Consider the following 17,402-nt stretch of genomic DNA (forward strand, 5'->3'; position numbering starts at 1 on the left):
TTTTTTAAAACAAAAAAAATATCTTTTTAATTTGGTTTTTAAAGAAAATATATTTTAAATTTGCCAAAAAAATTAGATAAATAAATGGAAATAGAAATTTCCTCATGCGAACATCTAATGTATGTGAGTGAAATACAGCAGGAAATGTACGATTCTGCACAGCGTAGAGGAACGGGGATCGCAAAACGTTCCATCGAATATTTGAGTAAGAAGATTTCAGAAGGCAATGCTGTGGTTGCTACTGAAAACGGTGAATGGGTAGGTTTCTGTTATATAGAGACCTGGTCACATGGGAAGTTTGTGGCTAACTCGGGATTAATTGTATCCCCCAAATTCAGGCATGGTGGAGTGGCTACTCAAATTAAGCATAAAGTTTTCCAGTTATCTAGAGAAAAATATCCGGAAGCAAAAGTATTCGGATTAACTACAGGTCTTGCGGTCATGAAAATCAATAGTGATTTAGGGTACAAGCCAGTAATTTATTCTGAGCTTACTCAGGATGAAGAGTTCTGGAGCGGTTGTAAGAACTGCGTGAACTATGAGATTTTAATGAAAAAGGAACGTAAAAACTGCTTATGTACAGCGATGTTATTTGTTCCGGAAAATATGAAAAAGAATGAGGCTGTAAACAATCAGCCTGATCATAATAAAATAAACAGTGTTGTGAATACGCAACCAGAAATTAAATATAGCAATGAACAAGAAAGTCATCTTAGCGTTTAGTGGAGGTTTAGATACTTCCTACTGTGCAAAATATCTTAGTGAGACACTGGGGTATGATGTGTATGCGGTTACTGTAAATACCGGAGGTTTTTCCAAAGAAGAAGAAAAAGAGTTGGAGAAAAAAGCTTTAAACCTTGGGGTGAAAGAGTACAGGTGCGTAGACGCTCAGGAAGATTATTACAATTCTTGTGTGAAGTATTTGATTTTCGGGAATGTTTTGAAAAATAACACCTATCCTCTTTCTGTAAGTGCTGAACGTACTATTCAGGCGCAGGAAATTGCAAAATATGCCATTGAAGTAGGAGCAGGTGCTATTGCTCACGGAAGTACAGGGGCAGGAAACGATCAGGTTCGTTTTGATCTGATTTTCCAGGTGATGTGTCCTGATATTGAGATCATCACGCCGATTCGTGATATGGCTTTATCCCGTGAAGAGGAGATTGAGTTTTTGAAGAATCATGGGTATGAAATGGAATTCCATAAGGCACAATATTCAGTGAATAAAGGACTTTGGGGTACTTCAGTAGGAGGAAAAGAGACTCTAACATCAAGAAATTATCTGCCGGAAGAAGCGTTTCCATCTCAGGTTCAGGAAACTCAACCTTCAGAATTGGAAATTGAGTTTAAAAATGGAGAAGTGGTAGCAGTAAATGGAGAAAGTTTTAATCATTCTGTATATGCTATTCAGAAAATAGAAGCACTTGCTTCCGCTTACGGAATTGGTCGTGATATCCATGTAGGAGATACCATTGTAGGAATTAAAGGAAGAGTAGGATTTGAAGCGGCAGCAGCCTCAGTGATTATCAAGTCTCACCATTTATTGGAAAAACATACACTTTCAAAATATCAGCAAATGATGAAGTCACAGTTATCCGATTGGTATGGAAACTGGCTTCATGAAGCACTTTTCTTAGATCCGGTAATGAGAAATATTGAATCTTTCTTAACGGATTCTCAGAAAACAGTGACCGGGAAAGTATTTGTAACCCTTCATCCGTACAGATTTGTTTTAAACGGAATTGAATCCGATCACGATTTAATGTCTGATAAATTCGGAAGCTATGGAGAAGCTAACAGAGCATGGACGGGAGATGATGTAAAAGGATACACAAAAATTGTAAGCAACTCCTTAAACATATACCACCAAATCAACCAAAATATCAACTAAAGTTCCGAAGGAACGATTTACCCCAAGATAGGACGCAGTCCTATTAGTTCAAACATGAAAAAAACAGTAGGAATAGTTGGAGCCAACGGTTATACAGGAAGTGAATTAATACGCTTACTGGCTTTCCATCCCCATGTGACATTGAGTTTTTTATATAGTCGTTCGAATTCGGGAACAAGAATTTCTGATCTGTACCCGGATTTAACGACAGTTTGTGAGCAGGTGTTGACAGATCAACCGGAAGAAGTAGACATTCTTTTTCTGTGTCTTCCACATAAGGAAAGTCAGAATTGGTTAACGCAAAATTCAGTTAAAGAAGAAATATTGGTTATTGATTTAGGGAATGACTTCCGTTTGGATGGAAATTTTGAAAACAGAAATTTTATCTACGGATTGCCGGAAATCAATAAAAAACAACTGTCGGGTTCAAAAAGCATTGCCAATCCGGGATGTTTTGCCACTGCGATTCAGTTAGCATTATTGCCATTGGCAGAAAAAGAGGTTTTGGATGAGGTTTTTACCACAGGGATTACTGGTTCTACAGGAGCTGGACAGTCTTTACAGGCAACTACACATTTTACCTGGAGAAATGATAATGTATCGGCTTACAAAACTTTAACTCATCAGCATGTAGATGAAATTTTACAACAAATAGTTTTGTTTAATCATAAAGAGGTCAGCTTAAATTTTGTTCCATGGAGAGGCGATTTTGCAAGAGGGATTTTTACAAGTTCTACGGTGAAAACAGATTTGGGACTTTCTGACATCTATCAATTGTACCAGGATTTTTATGCAGAGGCACCTTTTGTAACGGTAAGTGAAAAAGCAATTGATTTAAAGCAGGTTGTCAATACCAATCGCTGTGTGATCCAGATTGAAAAGAGTGGAAATGTTGCCGTTATTCACTCAGCGATTGACAATTTGTTGAAAGGAGCTTCAGGTCAAGCTGTACAAAACATGAATATAGCGATGGGCTGGGAAGAAAATACAGGTTTGAATTTGAAACCAATAGCATTTTAAATTCAAATAGTTAATAAGTCAATCATAAGTTTTAAAAACTAGAATTAAATCTGACTTAGGAAAATGGAGCGGTAAGAAAATTATTTCTATGAACGTTAAGAAAATTCTACTGTTTGAAGCGCGAGGAAAATATCGATTCGAAAAGTCAATTTCAAATTCGCGCAAGTTTTAGAATTTTTAGAGAATAGAACTAATTTTTAGCGGAAGTTTCCAGGTCTTGAACTTTTGTTTCTTTTGTTTTAAGACAAAAGAAAAATAAAAAAACAAAAAAATGAATTTATTCAACGTATATCCACTATTCAACATAAATCCAATTAAAGCTCAGGGGTCTTTCCTTTGGGATGATAAAGGAGAACAATATCTTGATTTTTATGGAGGTCATGCCGTAATCTCTATTGGGCACAACCATCCACATTATCAAAACAAACTGAAAGAACAGTTAGAGAAGATTTCTTTCTATTCCAACTCAGTTCAGAATGAATTACAGGTAGAACTGGCTGATAAACTGGGGAAACTTTCAGGATATGAAGACTACAATCTTTTCCTGTGTAATTCAGGTGCTGAAGCCAATGAAAATGCATTAAAATTAGCTTCTTTTCACAATGGAAAAAGTAAGGTGCTTTATTTCTCAGGATCATTTCACGGAAGAACTTCTGCAGCAGTTTCAGTAACGGATAATCCTAAGATTGTTGCTCCAGTGAACTTTTCAGAACGATTCATTAAATCTGAATGGAATGACATCAAGCAACTTGAAGAAACCTTTGCAGTACATGGAAATGAGATTTCATCAGTCATTATTGAAGGAATTCAGGGTGTAGGAGGAATTATGATCCCAACACCAGAGTTTTTGTCTAAAATTAAAGAATTGTGTGAAAAATATGACACTGTTTTGATTTTGGATGAAGTGCAGTCTGGATATGGAAGAAGCGGATATTTCTTTGCTCATCAGGAATTCGGAGTTGAAGCAGATATTATCACTACAGCCAAAGGAATGGGAAATGGATTTCCGGTTGGTGGAGTTCTAATTCATCCTAAATTTCAGGCCAGCAATGGTTTATTGGGGACAACGTTTGGTGGAAATCACTTAGCTTGTGTGGCTTCTATAGCGGTTCTGGATGTCATGAAAGATGAAAATCTTATCGAAAACGTTCAGCAAATGGGCGAGTATATTGAAAATGAAATTAAAGGTTTACCACATATTAAATCCATCCGAAGGAAAGGGTTGATGATCGGAATAGAACTCGATAGAGACTGTTCAGAAGTAAGGAAAAGCTTACTGTTCGATCATCATATCTTCACCGGAAACTCTAATGATAAAACAGTGTTGAGGATTCTTCCGGCACTGAATATCAAAAAAGAGGAAACAGATCTTTTTATCAATGCTCTGAAAACAGTATTGGAAAGCATTGAAGATTAAAAAGGAGACGGACTAGGGGTGCGTTTGTCATTCTGACGAAGGAAGAATCTCCCTCTTATTTATTAGAGATTCTTCATTCCACTGCGTTTCATTCAGAATGACAAAAATGTGTTAACAAAAATCTTTAAAATCAATTCAAAATGAAAAAATTTACCACTGTAAGTGATGTAGAAAACTTACAGGAAATCATAAAAAAAGCTTTAGAAATAAAAGCAAACCCACTGTCGGAAACAGAAAAGGGAAAAGGAAAAACAATAGGACTGGTATTCTTAAACTCAAGCTTAAGAACCCGTTTGAGCAGTCAGATCGCTGCACAGAACCTTGGTTTGAATGTATTGACATTAAATGCAGCACAGGAAGCATGGAATCTTGAATTTGCTGATGGAGCTGTGATGAACGGAGATACAGTAGAACACATCAAAGATGCTATTGAGGTTTTAAACCAATATTGTGATATCATCGCGGTACGTTGTTTTGCAGGAATGAAAAGTAAAGAAGATGATGTGAATGAAAGCATATTAAGTCAGTTTGAACAGCATGCGAAAGTTCCTGTTATCTCTCTGGAATCGGCAACCCGTCACCCGTTACAAAGTCTGGCAGATTGTATTACCATTACAGAAAACTGGAAAAAAGACCATAAGCCAAAAGTAGTTTTAACTTGGGCTCCACATATCAAACCGATTGCTCATGCTGTAGGAAATTCCTTTGCAGAATGGATGCAGGAAATGGATGTTGAGCTGGTAATCACCAATCCGGAAGGGTACGATTTGGATTCGGCTTTTACAAAAGATACAAAAGTGATTCACAATCAGGAAGAAGCATTAAAAGATGCAGACTTTATTTATGTGAAAAACTGGTCTTCTTTTGATGATTATGCTGCAATGCCTGAAGTAAAAGAAGATTGGATGCTTACCAATGAAAAACTGGCGAATACCAATCAGGCAAAAGTAATGCACTGTCTTCCGGTTCGTCGTAATGTAGAATTGAGTGATGAAGTAATGGACGGAGAAAATTCAATCATCTACCAACAGGCAAAGAACCGTATTTTCTCAGCACAGGCTGTCTTCAGCGAAATTTTAGACGAATTGAAAGCTGAATAGTTATTTAAATCAACCATGTCAAGGTTTTAAACCTTGACATGGTAAACAATACAAACAGAGTACCGAAGGGACGATTTAATTTAGGATTGGAATGTATTCCAATCAATTTAAAATATAACCCGAAAAGGTAATTTAACCCAGGAATAGGAATAGATTCCAATCAATCCTACCAATACAATAAATGTAAAAAAATGAAACAGAAAATATACATCATAAAAATAGGCGGAGCGCTCATTGATGATGAACGATTACTGGATCAGTTTTTAGATCAGTTTTCCGAAATTAAAGAAAAGAAGATCCTTGTGCACGGCGGAGGAAAGTTAGCGAATACGCTGGCAGATAAACTTGGCATAGAGCAGAAAATGGTGAATGGAAGGAGGATTACGGATAAAGATACATTGGATATTGTAACGATGGTGTATGCTGGTGGAATCAATAAAAATATTGTTGAAAAATTACAGCAGAAAAAATGTAATGCCATAGGGTTTTCCGGAGCAGATGGAAATCTGATTAAAGCTAAGAAAAGAGAACATCCTGAAATTGATTTCGGATTTGTAGGTGATATTAATAAGAAGAGTGTGAATAAGAAGCTTGTTTCAAAATTCATTAAGTTAGACCTTATTCCTGTCTTTTCTGCTATTACTCACGATAGAAAGGGGAATCTTTTCAATACCAATGCAGATACGATTGCTTCTGTGATGGCACAAGCGTTGTCGGAGAAATATGAAGTAGAACTATTGTATTGTTTTGATAAACAGGGAGTGTTGGAAAATGTAGATGATCCGGAATCTCTCATCAAAAGTATTTCTGAAGACGATTTTACAACGTTGAAAGAAGAAGGAAAACTTCACAAAGGGATTTTACCCAAACTAGAGAACGCTCTTGGAGCGATAAAGAATAATGTAAATAAAGTGTTTCTGATTAAAGAAACAGAACTGAAAAACCATATAGAGAATCATCATGCAGGAACTGAAATCTGTTTATAATAAAGAAGAATTGTTGAATAATGCTGTTGAGCTGCTTAAAAAGCTGATTGAAATTCCTTCATTCAGTAAAGATGAATTCAATACATCGGTGGAGATTGAAAGCTTTTTCAAGAAACACCAGATCCCAACTAAGCGTTTTAAAAACAATATCTGGGCGGTGAATAAAAACTTTGATGTCTTTAAACCGTCAGTTTTACTGAATACACATCATGATACAGTAAAGCCTAATAAAGCTTACACATTGGATCCCTTTGTACCGGTTGAAAAAGATGGTAAACTCTTCGGATTAGGAAGCAATGATGCCGGAGCTTCTCTGGTTTCTATGGCGCAGGTTTTTTTACATTTTTATGATAAAGAAGATTTAGAATATAATTTAGTGATTGCGTTGACAGCAGAGGAGGAGATTTCAGGTTTTGACGGAATCGAGGCTCTGTTTCCACAGTTACCCAATATTGAGCTTGCCATTGTAGGAGAACCCACGCAGATGAATCTGGCAATAGCTGAAAAGGGACTGTTGGTAATTGACGGAGAGATGAAAGGAACTCCTTCTCATGCTGCTCATCCTAATGACGATAATTCCATTATAAAGTGTATGCAGGATCTACAGGGAATTTTAAATTTTAAATTTCCGAAGGTTTCAGATTATCTGGGTGAAGTAAAAGTGACTCTTTCAGGAATTCACGCCGGTGTACAGCATAATGTTGTGCCGGAGTCTTGTCATTTCACTTTGGATGTAAGGGTGACGGATGAATATTCCAACAAAGAAGCCTTTGAAATCATCCAGTCTCAGATGAAATCAACGCTTACGGCAAGGTCTTTCAGGTTGAATTCATCAAAAATAGAAATGGATCATACGTTTGTAAAAGCAGGTTTGGAAATAGGAAGGACAACCTATGGTTCGCCAACATCTTCAGATCAGGCTATCATTCCATGTACATCTGTAAAATTGGGTCCTGGAGACAGTAGGCGCTCGCATACAGCAGATGAATTCATCTATATTAATGAAATAGAAGAAGGAATTGATATCTATATCCAGATTTTGGAAAAGGTGTTATAAAGGATGGAAGCGGGAAGAAGGAAGAAAGGAAGTTGTTCCGGTTTGTTATTAACTTCCAGCCTCCAGCTTCCTAGCTCAATATATATTTTGACTACGCTCAGCAGGCATTAAAGTTTCGTTTTTAATAAAGATTTATGCAAAAAATATCATTAGAAAAGAACTTTAAATATTAGGGAAATGTTTTTTTATAGTTATAATAATAAGGATCGCCTTGCTGGGCTTGTCAAAATCAATCAAATATTTTAAATCGGGCTGTGATGAAATCGCTAAACGATGCATGCAGTCTTAGAAAATCAAAACTTACTTATGAAAAAAATATGGCAAAAGGACGACCTGGCCACCAATATATTAGTCAATAACTTTACTGTAGGAAAAGACCTTGACTTTGATGAACGTTTAGCGAAATATGATGTTAAAGGTTCTATGGCACATTGTAAAATGCTTGCAGAAACCGGAATTATCTCTCTTGAAGAATCCGAGCAGATGCTGGCGGTATTAAACGATATTTTACAGGAAATTGAAAGCGGAAATTTTGAAATTGATAAAGAAGCTGAGGATATCCATTCTCAGGTAGAAGCCATCCTGATTACAAAATTAGGAGATACCGGAAAGAAAATTCATACAGCAAGATCAAGAAATGATCAGGTTTTACTGGACATTAAACTGTATTTATTGGATGAGATCCGTGAAATTACGGCACTTACCGATGAGTTTTTCCAGATTTTGATCCAATTGGCAGATCAGCATAAAAATGTACTGCTTCCGGGGTATACCCATTTGCAGATTGCTATGCCTTCCTCTTTCGGATTGTGGTTTGGAGCATATGCAGAAGCTCTTTTAGATGATGTGGAGATGTTATTTTCAACCAAAAATATCATTAATAAAAATCCACTGGGATCAGCAGCAGGGTATGGTTCATCTTTCCCGATCAACCGTGAGAGTACTACTTATAATCTAGGATTTCAATCTATGAATTATAATTCGGTATATGCTCAGATGACTCGTGGGAAGTCTGAAAAATTACTGGCAATGGCAATGGCAACATTAGCAGGAACACTTGGTAAATTTGCTTATGACGTTTGTTTATATCTGAACCAGAACTTTAATTTCATCAGCTTTCCAAAAGAATTTACAACGGGAAGTAGTATTATGCCTCATAAAAAGAACCCGGATATTTTTGAATTGGTTCGTGCACGATGCAACAGAATTCAGGCGCTACCCAATGAATTGATCTTATTGACGAATAATCTTCCTTCAGGATATCACAGAGATGTTCAATTAACAAAAGAAATTCTTTTCCCGGCAATTGATTCATTAAAAGAATGTCTGGAGATCTTAAGTTATACCTTACCAAATATCGAGGTAAAAGACGGAATTCTTGAAGATGAAAAATATAAATATCTGTTCAGCGTAGAGAAGATTAATGAAGAAGTGAAAAGCGGAAGCTCTTTCCGTGATGCCTATGTAAAAGTAGGGCAGGAGATAGAAAACAATGAGTTTGAATTCGAGCCGGGTGCTTTGGATCATACTCACCAGGGAAGCATAGGAAACCTTTGCCTGGATAAAATAGAATACCAGTTTAATAAACTGAAGAATAAATTATTAGGTTAAAATCTGAACCATTAAGATCATAAAGGCTTAAGCGAACATAAAAATCTAAAAATTACTTTAGAATCGCCTTATGTTTTATCGTTGTGAAATCCTTAAATCTTAATTGCTTAAGCGGTCTTAATGGTCGGATTTTATTTTGATCTTTGAATTTGATGATTGTGATAAAACCACAAAGGTTCTTGAAAGAACTTTAAGATAAGATGAGTTAAGAAAAGTTTGAAATATAACACATGGTTTTATCATTCGCCTACGAATATTCTTAACTTTTCTTAATTATTTAAAGTTTCTTAATGGTTTAAAATTGAAAACTATTCAAGATCAATCTTGAACTTAGTAGATTTTTTCACCTCATGAAGAACGATGGAACTGTGGTACTGTCCGATATTAGGAATGTTTGAAATAACACTTACAGCAAATTCATTATAAGAGTTAATATCTTTTGCGATAATTTTCAGCATATAATCGTATTCGCCAGAGAGGCTGGTGATTTCCTGTACTTCATCGTACTTTCCAATATGCTTCTCAAAAGTCTCCAATACTTTCTTTGATTGTTCTTTAAGACGTACGTTACAATAGACTACAATGTTCAAACCCAGTTTCTCACGGTTTAAAAGACCTACATACTTTTGGATGATCCCCTGCTTCTCCAATTGTTTGATTCTTTCATACGTTGGAGTAAAGGTAAGACCAATCTTTTCCGAAATTTCTTTCACTGATAAAGTAGAGTCTTCCTGTATAATGCTGAGAATCATTTTGTCTTTTAAATCCATAGAATAATGTTGTGTTGTAACAAAAATATTAATTTTAAATGAGAATAAGGAATGACTAAAGGTTTTAATTTATTTTAAACTTTGTTTTTGTAGTTTCATAAAATTGCTGTATCTTTGCACCTAATGAATAAAAAAGCATTTATATCATTAGATTTACCGGGCGAAAGCGCCCTTTACGATATTTATTGTTATTAGCGAAGATAGTTGTCTTCGCTTTTTTTATGCTTAAAAATTAAGATTATGTTTACGATTACAGAACTAAGTACCGAGAAAATCAACAGTATACTGACAGAAGCACTGGCTTTCAGGAATGGAAAAACTGCTAAAATTGAAGGCGAAGTTTTTTGCTCCAATCTTTTCTTTGAAGATAGCACAAGAACAAAGACAAGCTTTGATATTGCAGAAAGAAAATTAGGATTGCAGGTTGTTCCTTTTGATGCTTCACACAGTTCTGTAAATAAAGGAGAGAGTCTTTATGATACTGTTAAGACAATTGAAAGTCTGGGAGTAAATCTTGTAGTGATCCGAGATAAGAAAGATAGATATTTTGAAGATCTGAAAAATATTAAAATTCCTGTAATCAATGGTGGAGATGGAACAGGAAACCATCCTTCACAATGTATGCTGGATCTGATGACCATCTATCAGGAATTCGGAAAGTTTGAAGGATTAAAAATAGGAATTGTAGGAGATGTAAAACACAGCCGTGTTGCCAACTCAAACGCTGAAGCATTAAGAAGATTAGGTGCTAAAGTATATTTCTCAGGACCTGAACAATGGTTTGACGAAGGAGCATTAATCAACGGAACTTACCTTTCTGTAGATGAGTTGATCGCGGAAGTGGATGTTCTGATGTTATTGAGAATCCAGCATGAAAGACACGATGACGCTATGAGCTTCACAGCTTCAGATTATCACAGAAAATATGGTCTGACTAAAGAAAGAGAGCAAGCTATGAAAAAAGAAGCAATCATCATGCACCCAGCACCAATCAACAGAGGAGTAGAAATTGACTCAGATTTAGTAGAATGTGAACGTTCAAGAGTCTTCAGACAAATGGAAAACGGCGTTTTCGCCAGAATGGCCATTTTAAAAGATGCTTTGGAAGAAAAAGGCTTTACCTTTAAGTAAAAGAACCAAGCTAAAAGTAAAAAGTATGGCGAGCTCCGTAGGAGCGACCTGTTAATAGATAATAAAGATAATAGTTGTGTAAGCCCTGTAAGGGCGGTCTATTAATAACCATGGGTGAAACCCTTGGAAAATATGAAGACAACGATTATGTAAGCCCTGTAAGGGCGACCTGTTAATAACCACGGGTGAAACCCTTGGGATATAAAGAAAGAAAAGCCTCGCAGAGGCAACGTGTTAATAAAAAAGAAAATCTAAATAGAAAAAATGAAGAAAAAATTAATACTGGAGTCCGGTGAAGTGTTTCATGGAGAAGGTTTCGGAGCAGAATTGGAAACTGCAGGTGAAGTAGTTTTCAATACCGGAATGACAGGGTATCAGGAATTGATCTCTGACCCATCTTACTGTGGTCAGATAGTTTGTATGACCTATCCGCTTATCGGAAATTATGGTATTAACCGTGATGATTATGAAAGTATTGAGCCGGCAATTAAAGGACTTATCGTAAAAGAACTTTGCGATCTTCCTTCTAACTTCCGTACTCAGATTACTTTAGATGAATTATTTAAGAAGAAAAACCTTTCAGGAATTTCAGGAATTGATACAAGAAGACTAACAAGAATTCTTCGTAACTCCGGAGTGGTGAAAGGAAAAATCGTGAATGCTGATGCAGATGAAGCGGCAACTGCTGCAGAATTAAAAACAACTACTTTCCCAATCAATCAGGTGGAAGAAGTTTCTACTAAAACACCTTATGCGAATCCTAACAGAGGTTTCAAAGTAGTATTGGTAGATTTTGGTGCTAAATTAGGAATCATCAGAGAGCTATCTCAAAGAAACTGTGATATCATTGTGGTTTCTCACGATACTACAGCAGAAGATATCCTATTGATGAATCCAGACGGAATAATGCTTTCAAACGGTCCTGGTGACCCGGAAGATGTACCACACGCGTTAGATATGATCCGTGGATTATTAGGAAAAGTTCCAATCTTCGGAATCTGTTTAGGACACCAGTTAATTGGTCTTGCTTGTGGAGCAAAAACATTCAAACTGAAGTTCGGACACAGAGGAGGAAACCACCCCGTACTGGATTTAGCGAAAAATACAGTAGCCATCACCTCTCAAAACCATGGGTATGCAGTAGATCAGGAAAGTTTAAAAGGAACAGACCTTGTTGAAACACACATCGCTTTGAATGACAGAACAAACGAAGGATTAAAACACAAAATCCACCCTTGTTTCTCAGTTCAGTATCACCCTGAAGCGAGCCCAGGCCCTGAAGATGCAAACTACTTGTTTGATGAGTTTATCCAGATGATGGAGGACTTCAAAAAATAAGATTGTGACCTGTCATTCTGAACAGAGCGAAGGCGGAGTGAAGAATCCCAATAACGAAAGTATAGATTCTCCGGAATGACAAAATACAAACATAAGTCTGATAAAAGTAAAAACTACAAAGTTTAGAATCTTGATTCTCGACTCTAATTAAAAAGAAAAATGGCAAAACGTACAGATATAAAAACAATTTTAGTAATCGGTTCAGGACCTATCATCATCGGGCAGGCAGCTGAATTTGATTACGCAGGAACGCAGGCTTGTCTGTCTTTGAAAGAAGAAGGCTACAAGGTAATTTTGATTAACTCAAACCCTGCAACAATCATGACAGATGTGGAAATCGCTGATAAAGTATATATCGAGCCGATTTCATTACAGTTTGTAAGCCACATCATCAGAAAAGAACGTCCGGATGCATTACTACCAACCCTTGGAGGACAAACAGGTCTTAACATGGCGGTAGAACTTGAAAAATCAGGAATTCTTGAAGAATGTAAAGTGGAAGTATTGGGAACTAAGCTTTCTGCGATCAACAGAGCAGAAGACAGAGACCTTTTCCGTGAATTAATGAGAGAATTGAATGAGCCGGTTCCTGAATCTGATATCGTAAACACAGTAGAAGGAGCATTAGCATTTGCTGATGAAATTGGATATCCTGTAATTGTTCGTCCTGCCTTTACGATGGGAGGAACAGGTGGAGGTATCGCTTCCACTGAAGTAGAATTGAAAGAGATTGCTGAACTGGGACTAAAACACAGCCCGGTTACCCAGTGTCTTATTGAAAAATCAATCGCGGGTTTCAAAGAAATTGAGTACGAAGTAATGCGTGATGCAAATGACAATGCGATTGTGGTTTGTAACATGGAAAATATTGACCCGGTAGGAGTTCACACAGGAGACTCTATCGTGGTAGCACCTTCTCAAACGCTTTCAGACAGAGAGTATCAGTTATTGAGAAATGCTTCTTTAAAAATCATCAGAGCATTAGGAATTGAAGGTGGATGTAACGTACAGTTAGCTTTAGATCCGCATTCATTCGAATACTATATCATCGAGGTAAACCCTAGAGTATCCCGTTCATCAGCTTTAGCAAGTAAGGCAACAGGATATCCGATTGCAAAAATCGCTGCGAAAATTGCAGTAGGATTAACGCTGGATGAAATCATGAACCCGGTAACAGGAAAAACATACGCATGTTTCGAGCCTGCTCTGGATTATGTAGTTACTAAATTCCCAAGATTCCCATTCGATAAATTCGAAACAGCAGACAGAAGACTTTCTACTCAGATGAAAGCCACTGGGGAAGTAATGGCAATCGGAAGAAACCTTGAGGAATCTTTACAGAAAGCAATCCGTTCACTAGAAACAGGAATCAAGCATTTAGGATTAAAAACAAAGCAGGCTCAGGCACTTACTGCTGAAGAAATCGAAAGAAGAATCAGAGTATGTGATGATGAGAGATTATTCATCATCGGAGATGCTTTAAGAAGAGGGTACGACTGGGAACAAATCGTAGAATGGAGCAAAATTGATAAATTCTTCATCTGGAAACTTAAAAAACTGGTTGACTTCGAAAAAGTTATTGCTGAAAACAAATTTGATAAAGAAACATTAATCGAAGCTAAGAGATTAGGTTTTGCAGATATCAATATCGCAGTTCTTTGGGATGTAAAAGAGCGTGAAATTTTCAACTTCAGAAAAGAAAACGGGATCATGCCGGTGTACAAAATGGTAGACACCTGCGCCGCTGAATTTGAGAGTGAAACTCCTTATTTTTACGGAACTTACGAAGAAGAAAACGAAAGTGTAGTTTCTGATAAAGAAAAGATCATCGTTTTAGGTTCAGGGCCTATCAGAATCGGACAAGGTGTTGAGTTTGACTACGCAACGGTTCACTCAGTTTGGGCGATTAAAGAAATGGGTTACGAGGCGATTATCATCAACAACAACCCTGAAACAGTTTCTACAGACTTCTCCATCTCAGATAAATTATACTTCGAGCCTTTAACGGAAGAAGATGTAATGAACATCATTGAACTTGAAAAGCCTAAAGGAGTGGTGGTACAGTTCGGTGGACAAACAGCGATTAACCTTGCAGATAAACTAGCTTCTCACGGAGTACAGATCTTAGGAACTTCATTAGAAGACCTTGACAGAGCTGAAAACAGAGATAAATTCGAAAAAGCATTACAAGAGCTTGGAATTCCTCAGCCAAAAGGAAGAACTTCAACCTCAAAAGAAGAAGCGATAGAAATTGCCAATGAAATCGGTTATCCGGTATTGGTACGTCCAAGTTATGTTTTGGGAGGTAGAGCAATGGAAATTGTGTATACCGAAGCAGAACTGGCACACTATATGGAATTTGCAGTAGAAGCAAGCCCTGAGCATCCTATCCTTGTTGACAAATACATGGTAGGTAAGGAAATTGAAGTAGATGCAATCTGCGACGGTGAAACAGTAGTGATTCCAGGAATTATGGAGCACATCGAAAGAGCAGGAGTTCACTCCGGAGACTCTATTGCAGTATATCCGCCACAGAATATTTCTCAAAGCGAAATTGATACTTTAGTAGATTATACTCAAAGACTTGCAAAAGGACTGAAAGTAATTGGATTAATGAACATTCAGTACGTACTTTTCGAAGGAAACGTATATGTAATCGAAGTAAATCCGCGTTCATCAAGAACAGTTCCTTTCTTATCTAAAATCACAGAGGTTCCAATGGCGAATCTTGCTACAAAAGCGATCTTAGGACAGAAATTAGCAGATCTTGGGTACAAAAACGGATTGGTTCCAAATAAAGAAGGAGTATTTGTAAAAGTACCGGTATTCTCTTTCTCAAAACTAACAAAGGTTGACATCTCTTTAGGCCCTGAAATGAAGTCTACAGGAGAAGTTATGGGGAAAGATACTACTTTAGAGAAAGCCCTTTACAAAGGATTGGTAGCAGCAGGAAGAAAAGTTCCTATGCACGGTTCTATCTTGTTCACAGTAGCAGATAAACATAAGGAAGAAGCAGCAGATTTGGCAGCAAGATTCCACGAAGTAGGTTTCAGAATCTGGGCTACAGAAGGTACTGCGAAATTCTTCGAACAAAAAGGAATCCCTTGCAAAATAGGATACAAAATAGGAGAAGAAAACGTAAATCTTATCGACCTTATCCAGAAAGGAAAAGTTCAGTATGTGGTAAATACGACTACAAAAGGGAAACAAGCAGAAAGAGACGGATTCCAGATCAGAAGAATGAGTGTGGAAAACGGTGTTCCTTGTTTAACTTCAATGGATACAGTAGAAGCCATTCTAAAAGTAATCGAAAGCATGAGCTTCAAAATGGAGACGATGTAATTTCGAAAAACAAATATCTAAGATCCCGCAAGTTTTCTTGCGGGATTTTTTTATTGGAAAAACTTCTCAATCAAAGTATTCTATTTATTTTTACAAAAACCATCTCAACAGAAATACAATGAGTATAAACTCAATTACAATAGGATTCTTAAGTTTTATTTTCGTTCTGCTATTTTCAGGGTGTTCTTATTTAACTGATTTTTACATTCAAAACCTAACTGGGACTAAAAAAATAATAACAATCAAGTATAATTACCTAATCTCACAGGCCATTAAGAATGATCCTGCCAAGTTCAGATTTAATTATGAAAATGGAATATTATCTCCCAAAGATTTTCAAAAAATCAAAAGCCTGAAGTCTATTGAAAAAATAGAAGTAAAAGATTCTGCTATTGTTCTGGAAGTTCAGCCCAATTCAACAACAAGGATTAATAGAAGCCATAATGGAAGATGGAGGTATATGATTAAAAGTGTTGAAGTTGACGGAAAAAGCTTCAGCACTGAAGAGTTACAGAGAAAAACTAAGTTTATCAGTAATGATTATGTTTATAGAATTGAGTAAATATTTTGTGAGATATAATTTCTTATTAATTGTTGAAAATAAACCTAACAGGTTTTTAAAACCTGTTAGGTTTAGAATATAAATATATGAATCTCTTTACAAAATATTTAAGAACAACCGGAGAACACTATTTAATTATATTCGAAAACAATCATATAAAATCTATCCAGAAGAATGTTGGACATTGTGATTGAAAAAGATTGAGTTCACTTGTTTGATATCTATTGTCAGCAACAATTTATGATATCAACGGTAAGCCCTCAAATCTATTATTGATATAAAATAATGAGATAAAAATACTTTAAATTGCTGCCTACGTCATATATTAGCATAAAAAGATGTATACACCATGAAATACCAATATTTAGTTTACATTCTGTTATTAACGATTATTTCCTGTAATAAGTCTGAGAAAAAAGTTGAAGCCTCTAATGCTGTACCTCAAAAAAGTTCAGTCACTTTGGCATCTGTGAAAAATCAAGTCGGGAAAGAAATATACTGGAAAGGATTTGTGAATGGGAAAGCTCCTGTGTTTATTCATTATCAGATTGATGATAATGTCATTGTTGGTGAAATCACCTACCTGAATACTAAAAATAAATTGCCTATAACGCTTTTAGGAACCGTTGAAGATGATAATAGCTACAGAATTTTAGAATTTGAAAAATCAGGAAATGTGACGGGTGTGATTACCGGAAAACCATCAGAGGGTACTTTTACAGGAAGTTGGTTTTCACCAAAGACCAGAAAGGAGCTTGCACTTAATCTTGTAAAGAAGGATACTGCTCTCGCTTCAAAGGAAACAGAAACGAATGTAGAAAATCTGTTCGGACGTTATCATTACCAGTATAGTGAAGCAGGATATCAGGGAGATTTGGAGATTAAGAGATTGCCGGGCTCAAAAGCTGTTTTTGGGATAACATCAGTTACCGGAGAACCGGCGAGAAATCTTGCACAGGTAGATGACGACACTATTGATCTTAAAACAACCCATTTTACTTATAAATTGGATGATACAGAAGAATGTGAATTTAAAGTGAAGTTCTACAAAGGATTTGCTGTGGTTCATTATACCAAGGGAGTTTGCAGCAGCCAATTCGGAATGAATGCCACCATTGAAGGAATATATCTGAAAACAAAATAAGCAATAGTGTTTTAACTATTTATTGCCTGGAAG

Annotated in this window: 14 protein-coding genes; 13 read left to right on the plus strand and 1 reads right to left on the minus strand. The window is 36.4% G+C overall.

Translation table 11 applies throughout. The features are described from left to right. Nucleotides 1-84: 84 nt before the first annotated feature. From BLS98_RS02985 to argH, 8 genes are all read left to right on the plus strand, one after another. Nucleotides 85-723, plus strand: a complete 639-nt coding sequence (locus BLS98_RS02985; protein WP_228425127.1) for a GNAT family N-acetyltransferase — start codon at nt 85-87, stop codon at nt 721-723. After that, nucleotides 695-1,891 (plus strand): argininosuccinate synthase, encoded by a 1,197-nt coding sequence (locus BLS98_RS02990; protein ID WP_089733451.1) that lies wholly within the window; start codon nt 695-697, stop codon nt 1,889-1,891. The genes BLS98_RS02985 and BLS98_RS02990 overlap by 29 nt, the downstream gene beginning before the upstream one ends. A gap of 54 nt (nt 1,892-1,945) precedes the next feature. Next, a complete protein-coding gene (gene argC / locus BLS98_RS02995) occupies nt 1,946-2,911 on the plus strand; it encodes an N-acetyl-gamma-glutamyl-phosphate reductase (RefSeq protein WP_089733453.1) in 966 nt (321 codons plus the stop codon). A 271-nt stretch (nt 2,912-3,182) separates the two neighbouring features. Beyond that, nucleotides 3,183-4,328 carry an aspartate aminotransferase family protein gene (locus tag BLS98_RS03000; RefSeq protein WP_089733455.1) on the plus strand — a complete coding sequence of 382 codons (1,146 nt, stop codon included), beginning with the start codon at nt 3,183-3,185 and terminating at the stop codon, nt 4,326-4,328. Between the two features lie 140 nt (nt 4,329-4,468). Next, a complete protein-coding gene (locus tag BLS98_RS03005; RefSeq protein WP_089733457.1) occupies nt 4,469-5,428 on the plus strand; it encodes an N-acetylornithine carbamoyltransferase in 960 nt (319 codons plus the stop codon). Nucleotides 5,429-5,619: 191 nt separating this feature from the next. Beyond that, entirely contained in the window at nt 5,620-6,414 is a 795-nt protein-coding gene (gene argB, locus BLS98_RS03010; protein ID WP_089733459.1) for an acetylglutamate kinase, read from the plus strand. Further along, entirely contained in the window at nt 6,389-7,471 is a 1,083-nt protein-coding gene (locus BLS98_RS03015; RefSeq protein WP_089733460.1) for a M20 family metallo-hydrolase, read from the plus strand. The genes argB and BLS98_RS03015 overlap by 26 nt, the downstream gene beginning before the upstream one ends. A 306-nt stretch (nt 7,472-7,777) precedes the next feature. Further along, entirely contained in the window at nt 7,778-9,082 is a 1,305-nt protein-coding gene (argH, locus tag BLS98_RS03020) for an argininosuccinate lyase (protein WP_089734415.1), read from the plus strand. A 308-nt stretch (nt 9,083-9,390) separates the two neighbouring features. Here the strand turns inward: argH and BLS98_RS03025 are convergent, their stop codons facing one another. Further along, nucleotides 9,391-9,852 (minus strand): Lrp/AsnC family transcriptional regulator, encoded by a 462-nt coding sequence (locus tag BLS98_RS03025; protein ID WP_089733463.1) that lies wholly within the window; start codon nt 9,850-9,852, stop codon nt 9,391-9,393. A 240-nt stretch (nt 9,853-10,092) separates the two neighbouring features. Between BLS98_RS03025 and BLS98_RS03030 the strand changes: the two genes are divergently transcribed. The 5 genes from BLS98_RS03030 to BLS98_RS03050 all read left to right on the plus strand — a co-directional run bounded on the left by BLS98_RS03030 (nt 10,093) and on the right by BLS98_RS03050 (nt 17,369). Further along, entirely contained in the window at nt 10,093-10,983 is an 891-nt protein-coding gene (locus BLS98_RS03030; RefSeq protein WP_089733465.1) for an aspartate carbamoyltransferase catalytic subunit, read from the plus strand. Nucleotides 10,984-11,247: 264 nt separating this feature from the next. Further along, nucleotides 11,248-12,321 carry a carbamoyl phosphate synthase small subunit gene (locus BLS98_RS03035; protein ID WP_089733467.1) on the plus strand — a complete coding sequence of 358 codons (1,074 nt, stop codon included), beginning with the start codon at nt 11,248-11,250 and terminating at the stop codon, nt 12,319-12,321. Nucleotides 12,322-12,480: 159 nt separating this feature from the next. Next, complete coding sequence (carB, locus tag BLS98_RS03040) at nt 12,481-15,663, plus strand: carbamoyl-phosphate synthase large subunit (protein WP_089733469.1); 3,183 nt, start codon at nt 12,481-12,483, stop codon at nt 15,661-15,663. Between the two features lie 118 nt (nt 15,664-15,781). After that, nucleotides 15,782-16,225 carry a hypothetical protein gene (locus tag BLS98_RS03045; RefSeq protein WP_089733471.1) on the plus strand — a complete coding sequence of 148 codons (444 nt, stop codon included), beginning with the start codon at nt 15,782-15,784 and terminating at the stop codon, nt 16,223-16,225. Between the two features lie 349 nt (nt 16,226-16,574). Beyond that, a complete protein-coding gene (locus BLS98_RS03050; RefSeq protein ID WP_089733473.1) occupies nt 16,575-17,369 on the plus strand; it encodes a hypothetical protein in 795 nt (264 codons plus the stop codon). Nucleotides 17,370-17,402 lie beyond the last annotated feature (33 nt).

It is taken from the genome of Chryseobacterium jejuense (assembly GCF_900100075.1).
Lineage (GTDB): Bacteria > Bacteroidota > Bacteroidia > Flavobacteriales > Weeksellaceae > Chryseobacterium > Chryseobacterium jejuense.

What these genes read in the sequence shown, in the direction of transcription:
- BLS98_RS03005 (WP_089733457.1), top strand. Translation starts at nt 4,469, where the DNA reads ATGAAAAAATTTACCACTGTAAGTGATGTAGAAAACTTACAGGAAATC.
- argC (WP_089733453.1), top strand. Translation starts at nt 1,946, where the DNA reads ATGAAAAAAACAGTAGGAATAGTTGGAGCCAACGGTTATACAGGAAGT.
- argB (WP_089733459.1), top strand. Translation starts at nt 5,620, where the DNA reads ATGAAACAGAAAATATACATCATAAAAATAGGCGGAGCGCTCATTGAT.
- BLS98_RS03000 (WP_089733455.1), top strand. Translation starts at nt 3,183, where the DNA reads ATGAATTTATTCAACGTATATCCACTATTCAACATAAATCCAATTAAA.
- BLS98_RS03045 (WP_089733471.1), top strand. Translation starts at nt 15,782, where the DNA reads ATGAGTATAAACTCAATTACAATAGGATTCTTAAGTTTTATTTTCGTT.
- BLS98_RS02985 (WP_228425127.1), top strand. Translation starts at nt 85, where the DNA reads ATGGAAATAGAAATTTCCTCATGCGAACATCTAATGTATGTGAGTGAA.
- BLS98_RS03015 (WP_089733460.1), top strand. Translation starts at nt 6,389, where the DNA reads ATGCAGGAACTGAAATCTGTTTATAATAAAGAAGAATTGTTGAATAAT.
- BLS98_RS03025 (WP_089733463.1), bottom strand. Translation starts at nt 9,852, where the DNA reads ATGGATTTAAAAGACAAAATGATTCTCAGCATTATACAGGAAGACTCT.
- BLS98_RS03050 (WP_089733473.1), top strand. Translation starts at nt 16,575, where the DNA reads ATGAAATACCAATATTTAGTTTACATTCTGTTATTAACGATTATTTCC.
- BLS98_RS03030 (WP_089733465.1), top strand. Translation starts at nt 10,093, where the DNA reads ATGTTTACGATTACAGAACTAAGTACCGAGAAAATCAACAGTATACTG.
- carB (WP_089733469.1), top strand. Translation starts at nt 12,481, where the DNA reads ATGGCAAAACGTACAGATATAAAAACAATTTTAGTAATCGGTTCAGGA.
- BLS98_RS02990 (WP_089733451.1), top strand. Translation starts at nt 695, where the DNA reads ATGAACAAGAAAGTCATCTTAGCGTTTAGTGGAGGTTTAGATACTTCC.
- BLS98_RS03035 (WP_089733467.1), top strand. Translation starts at nt 11,248, where the DNA reads ATGAAGAAAAAATTAATACTGGAGTCCGGTGAAGTGTTTCATGGAGAA.
- argH (WP_089734415.1), top strand. Translation starts at nt 7,778, where the DNA reads ATGAAAAAAATATGGCAAAAGGACGACCTGGCCACCAATATATTAGTC.